Origin of the sequence: Streptomyces sp. NPDC059567 (assembly GCF_042735655.1) — a bacterium.
In the GTDB taxonomy this organism is placed as follows: domain Bacteria; phylum Actinomycetota; class Actinomycetes; order Streptomycetales; family Streptomycetaceae; genus Streptomyces.
Map to the genome: position 1 here is coordinate 1 of NZ_JBHWBS010000191.1, position 4,803 is coordinate 4,803.

Sequence of the window (4,803 nt, forward strand, 5' to 3'; positions counted from 1 at the left end):
GCCCCCCCCCCCGCGGCCCCCCCCCCACGCTGCTGTTCGGTGGGGATCAACCGCAGTGGTCGGCCCCGTAGTTGGTGCCGGTCGCCGTCGGTCGGTCTCGTCGTGTGCGCCGGGTCAGACCTTCGCGGACTTCACCGCCGGGCGGCGGCTCGCGATGACCTTCCGTGCCAGCGCGCGCGGGCTGGTCAGGAAGCCGTAGCCCCAGGACATGTGCATCGTCGCGAGGGCCACCGGGATCTGCAGGCGGGCCTTCGGCGGGAGGCCCTTGCCCGCCGGGATCGAGCCCGCGGTGATCGCGGCGAGGTAGCCGACCGGGATCACGAAGCCGAGGGGCGTGAGCGCCACGCCCACGACCAGACCGGCGGCGATCGCGCAGACGGCGGTCGGCGGGGCGAGGTAGCGCAGGTTGATGGAGCCCTGGTGGTAGCGGGCCACGACGTGGCGCCACCGGCCGTAGTCCTTGTACTGCTTCGCCAGCGCGCGGACGCTCGGGCGGGGCCGGTACTGGACGCGCAGCTCGGGCGAGAACCAGATCAGGCCGCCCGCCTCGCGGATACGGAAGTTCAGCTCCCAGTCCTGGGCGCGGATGAACTCCACGTTGTAGCCGTCCTGCTGCTCCAGGGCCTCGCGGCGGAAGACACCCAGATACACGGTCTCGGCCGGGCCCGCCTGGCCGCCGGTGTGGAACGCCGCGTTGCCGACGCCGATCTTCGAGGTCATCGCGGCGGCGACCGCGTCCTCCCAGTCGTTCTCGCCCTCGGCGTGCATGATGCCGCCGACGTTCTGCGCGCCGGTCTCCTCCAGGAGGCGGACCGCGGTCGCGATGTAGTTCGGCGACAGCATCCCGTGGCCGTCGACACGTACCACGATCGGGTGACGGGATGCCTTGATCGCCGCGTTGAGGGCGGCGGGCGTCCGGCCCGTGGGGTTCGGCACGGTGTGGACCCGGGGGTCCTCCCGTACGAGCTCGGCGGCGATCTCGTCCGTACGGTCCGTGGACGGGCCGAGCGCGATCACCACCTCCATCTCGCCGTCGTACTCCTGCTCGAGGATGTGACGGACCGAGTTGCGCAGGTGCCGCTCCTCGTTGAGGACCGGCATGATCACGGAGACGGGGGGCAGGGCGGCGGGCATGGCGTTCATATTGCCCGCCACGTTACCGCGAACGGGGGACACGAAGCGCGTCACGGGGGCGGGTGCCCGAGGTCGCTGATCGTATGGGCCTACCGTGCTCACGGTCCCCTCGTCCCACCCGCGGAGGTGTCCCCCGGTGCCCACACCGCCCCGCACGCCCCGTCCTCGACCGGCCGCCGCCCGTTCCGTACCGGCTCGCCGCGTCAGACGGGTCCGACGGGTCCGGAGGCCACGGTGGGGGATGCGGATCGCGACGACCCTCTCCGTCCTCGTCCTCGGCGCGGGCGGCATCGGCCACGCGATGGTGACCGGTCTGGACACCGGGATCGACCGGGTCGATCCCTTCAAGGACATGAAGAACCGCCCCCAGGCCGGACACGGCATGAACGTGCTGGTCGTGGGCACGGACGGGCGGGACGGGATCACGGAGAAGGAGCGGAGGGAGTACCGCCTCGGCGGCAACCCCTGTCGCTGCACCGACACCGTGATGCTCGTCCACATCTCCGAGGACCGGGAGCGGGCGAGCGTGGTGAGCCTGCCCCGTGACTCGTACGCCGAGATGCCCGAGCACGTCGACGCGACCACCGGCCGGCGGCACCAGGCGCACCCGGTGAAGTTGAACGCCGCGTACGCCGAGGGCGGGCCCGGGCTGACGGTGCGGACCGTCGAGAGGATGACGGGCGTCAAGATCGACCACTATCTGGAGGTCGATTTCACCAGCTTCATGAAGACGGTGGACGCGGTCGGCGGGGTGCAGATCTGTACGGCGCGGCCGCTGAAGGACTCGTACACCGGGCTGGACCTGCCGGCCGGACCGCACGAGATGACGGGCGGGCAGGCGCTGCAGTACGTACGTGCCCGCCATGTCGACGGGGCGGCCGACATCAGCCGGATGCAGCGCCAGCAGCGGTTCCTGGCGGCGCTGGTCGACCGGATGACCAGCAGCGGGGTGCTGCTCAACCCGGTGCGGTTCCGCGAGGTCGCCACGACGATGCTGAACTCGGTGCGGGCGGACGCCGGATTCGGTACGGAGCAGATCCTGGCCCTCTCGAAGGCGATGCGGGGCTTCACTCCGGCGTCCTCGGAGTTCGTCTCGGTGCCGATCGGGGACGTGAGCTTCCGGGTGAAGGGCATCGGCTCGACGGTGAAGTGGGACGCGCCCAGGGCGCAGAAGCTGTTCCAGGCGCTGCGCGACGACCGGCCCCTCGCCGCGCAGAAGGCGGTGGCGAAGGGCGGGCCGAAGGCGGCGGTGGTGGATGTGGCGCCGAAGACGATCCGGGTGCAGGTCTACAACGCGACGCGGACGGCCGGTCAGGGCCGGAAGGCGGACGACGCGCTGCGGGCGACGGGGTTCAACACGACGCGCGCGCCGCGGACCGGGGGCGGTGCCCCTCGCCCGCGCACGGTGGTGGAGTACGACCCGCGCTGGGACCGCTCGGCGAAGTCCCTGGCGGTGGCGCTGCCAGGGGCGGAGCTGAAGGCGGTCAAGGGCCGGGGCGGGACGCTGCGGGTCTTCGTGGGCGCGGACTACAAGGGGGTCACTCCGGTGCGGCCGGAGGAGCCGGCGAAGGGTCCGTTCGTGGCGGTGAAGGGGGACGAGGTGGTGTGCCCGTAGCGCGGTCGTGGCGCGGCGGCGGAGCGGACGCGTCCGCCGGGGCGCCGTTGCCTCGCGCCCGCCCCGGGCGTCAGTCCTCGTAGCCCTCCGCCGCGCGGCGCTCCCGCAGCTCCATGATCGCGCGGCGGCGGGCCAGTCGGTGGGTGCGGCGGATCTGGGCCTCCTGGTAGCGGCGCTTGTCCCGCTCGGTCTCCGGGAGCACCGGCGGGACCGGGCGCGGCTTGCCGTCGCCGTCGACCGCCGCGAAGACCAGATAGGCCGAGCCGACCTGCTGGGCGGGGGTGGACTCGTTCCAGCGCTCGGCCATGACGCGGACGCCGACCTCCATCGAGGAGCGGCCGGTCCAGTTCACCTGGGCCTTCACATGGAGCAGGTCCCCGACCCGTACCGGCTCCAGGAACGCCATCTCGTCCATGGAGGCGGTCACGGCCGGACCGCCCGAGTGCCGCCCCGCGACGGCGCCCGCCGCGTCGTCCACCAGCTTCATGATCACGCCGCCGTGCACCGTACCCAGGAGGTTCGTGTCATGGCTGGTCATGATGTGGCTGAGCGTGGTGCGGGACGCGGAGGTGGGCTTGCCCGGAATGTCGCCCTGCGGGCGGTCCGTGCGCTGGGCCTGATCTGTCATGCCCTCCACCTTATGCCGGGTCCCGGACTCGTCCTCATTGCATCAGCTTGGCAACAGCGCCGCCCCGATTCCCCACCCGCCCTGTCGGCGCTCGGGAGGCGGCCTGCAGACTGTCCGCATGAATGACTGGCCCGATGACGGCGGATACGGCCGCGGCAGCTCGAGCTCTCAGCCCGAGGGAGCCCGCCGGATGCGCCATGTGCAGCGCCCGCAGGTGCCCCAGCAGCCGCCGCAGTACGACCCCGGTTACGGCCAGGGTCAACCGCGGCAGGGCTCCGGGTACGACAGCGGCTACAACACCGGGCAGGTGTACGGGCAGCGGAACTACGGCGGCGGGCAGCAGCCGCCCGTCGCTCCGCCGCAGCCGGGCCAGGGGTACCCCGGTTCGCCGGGCCGTCCGGCCCCGGACTGGCGCCGCCGGGTCAAGGTCGGCTCGATCGTCCTGGTCGTCGCCGTGCTGGCCTGGGGCATCGGCACCTACGCCTGGGCCAGCAGCCAGATGCGCAACGAGGTCGATCTGGCCAAGGTCATCGAGCGGCCGGCCGAGGGCGACTGCACGACGTATCTGATCGTCGGCTCCGACAGCCGTGAGGGCATGTCGGCCGAGGAGAAGAAGAAGCTGCACACCGGTTCCGCCGAGGGCAAGCGGACCGACTCGATGATGATCCTCGCGGCCTGTTCCAGCGGGAACACGATGGTCTCGCTCCCCCGTGACTCGTGGGTGACGATCCCCTCGTTCGTCGGCTCGGAGTCCGGGAAGAAGTTCGGGGCGCGCGGTGGCTCCAAGCTGAACGCGGCGTACGCGATGGACGGCCCGGAGCTCCTGGTCCGCACGGTCGAGTTCAACACCGGGCTGCGCATCGACCACTACGCGGAGATCGGCTTCGCCGGCTTCGCGAACATCGTGGACGCGCTCGGCGGCGTCGACCTGAACATCGAGAAGGGCTTCAAGGACAAGAAGTCCGGCGCCGACTTCCAGGCGGGCGAGCAGACCCTCAACGGCGAGCAGGCCCTCGCGTTCGTCCGTACCCGGTACGCGTTCGCCGAGTCGGACCTGGCGCGGACGAAGAACCAGCAGAAGTTCCTCTCCGCCCTGGCCAACCAGGCGGCGACGCCGGGCACGATCCTCAACCCGTTCAAGCTCTACCCGACGCTGGGCGCCGGCCTGGACACGCTGATCGTCGACAAGGACATGTCGCTGTACGACCTCGGCAAGATGTTCTTCGCGATGAAGGGCATCAGCGGCGGCGACGGCAAGTCGATGAACATCCCGATCTCGGGCAGCGCGCCGCAGGGCTCGCTGAAGTGGGACATGCCGAAGGTGAAGCAGCTGGTGCAGCAGATCCAGAACGACGAGCCGGTCACGGTGACGTCGGACCGCTGACGCACGGACAGAAGGAAGGGGCACCCCGTGGCGGGGTGCCCC

4 protein-coding genes are annotated in these 4,803 nt (G+C 71.4%); 2 read left to right on the forward strand and 2 right to left on the reverse strand.

Features of this window, described 5'->3' with window-relative positions:
- Nucleotides 1-114: 114 nt before the first annotated feature.
- Nucleotides 115-1,143, reverse strand: a complete 1,029-nt coding sequence (locus ACFVZW_RS36775) for a glycosyltransferase family 2 protein (protein WP_384530917.1) — start codon at nucleotides 1,141-1,143, stop codon at nucleotides 115-117.
- Nucleotides 1,144-1,375: 232 nt separating this feature from the next.
- Here ACFVZW_RS36775 and ACFVZW_RS36780 point away from each other — a divergent pair, with 232 nt between their 5' ends.
- Nucleotides 1,376-2,749: an LCP family protein gene (locus ACFVZW_RS36780; protein WP_384530919.1), complete on the forward strand. Its 1,374-nt coding sequence runs from the start codon at nucleotides 1,376-1,378 to the stop codon at nucleotides 2,747-2,749.
- Between the two features lie 70 nt (nucleotides 2,750-2,819).
- On the opposite strand, the gene ACFVZW_RS36785 is transcribed toward ACFVZW_RS36780, so the two are convergent.
- On the reverse strand, nucleotides 2,820-3,377 hold the full coding sequence (locus ACFVZW_RS36785; RefSeq protein ID WP_384530921.1) for an acyl-CoA thioesterase: 558 nt from the start codon (nucleotides 3,375-3,377) through the stop codon (nucleotides 2,820-2,822).
- Between the two features lie 118 nt (nucleotides 3,378-3,495).
- On the opposite strand from ACFVZW_RS36785, the gene ACFVZW_RS36790 reads away from it, so the two are divergent.
- Nucleotides 3,496-4,761: an LCP family protein gene (locus tag ACFVZW_RS36790; RefSeq protein ID WP_384530923.1), complete on the forward strand. Its 1,266-nt coding sequence runs from the start codon at nucleotides 3,496-3,498 to the stop codon at nucleotides 4,759-4,761.
- Nucleotides 4,762-4,803: the final 42 nt, after the last annotated feature.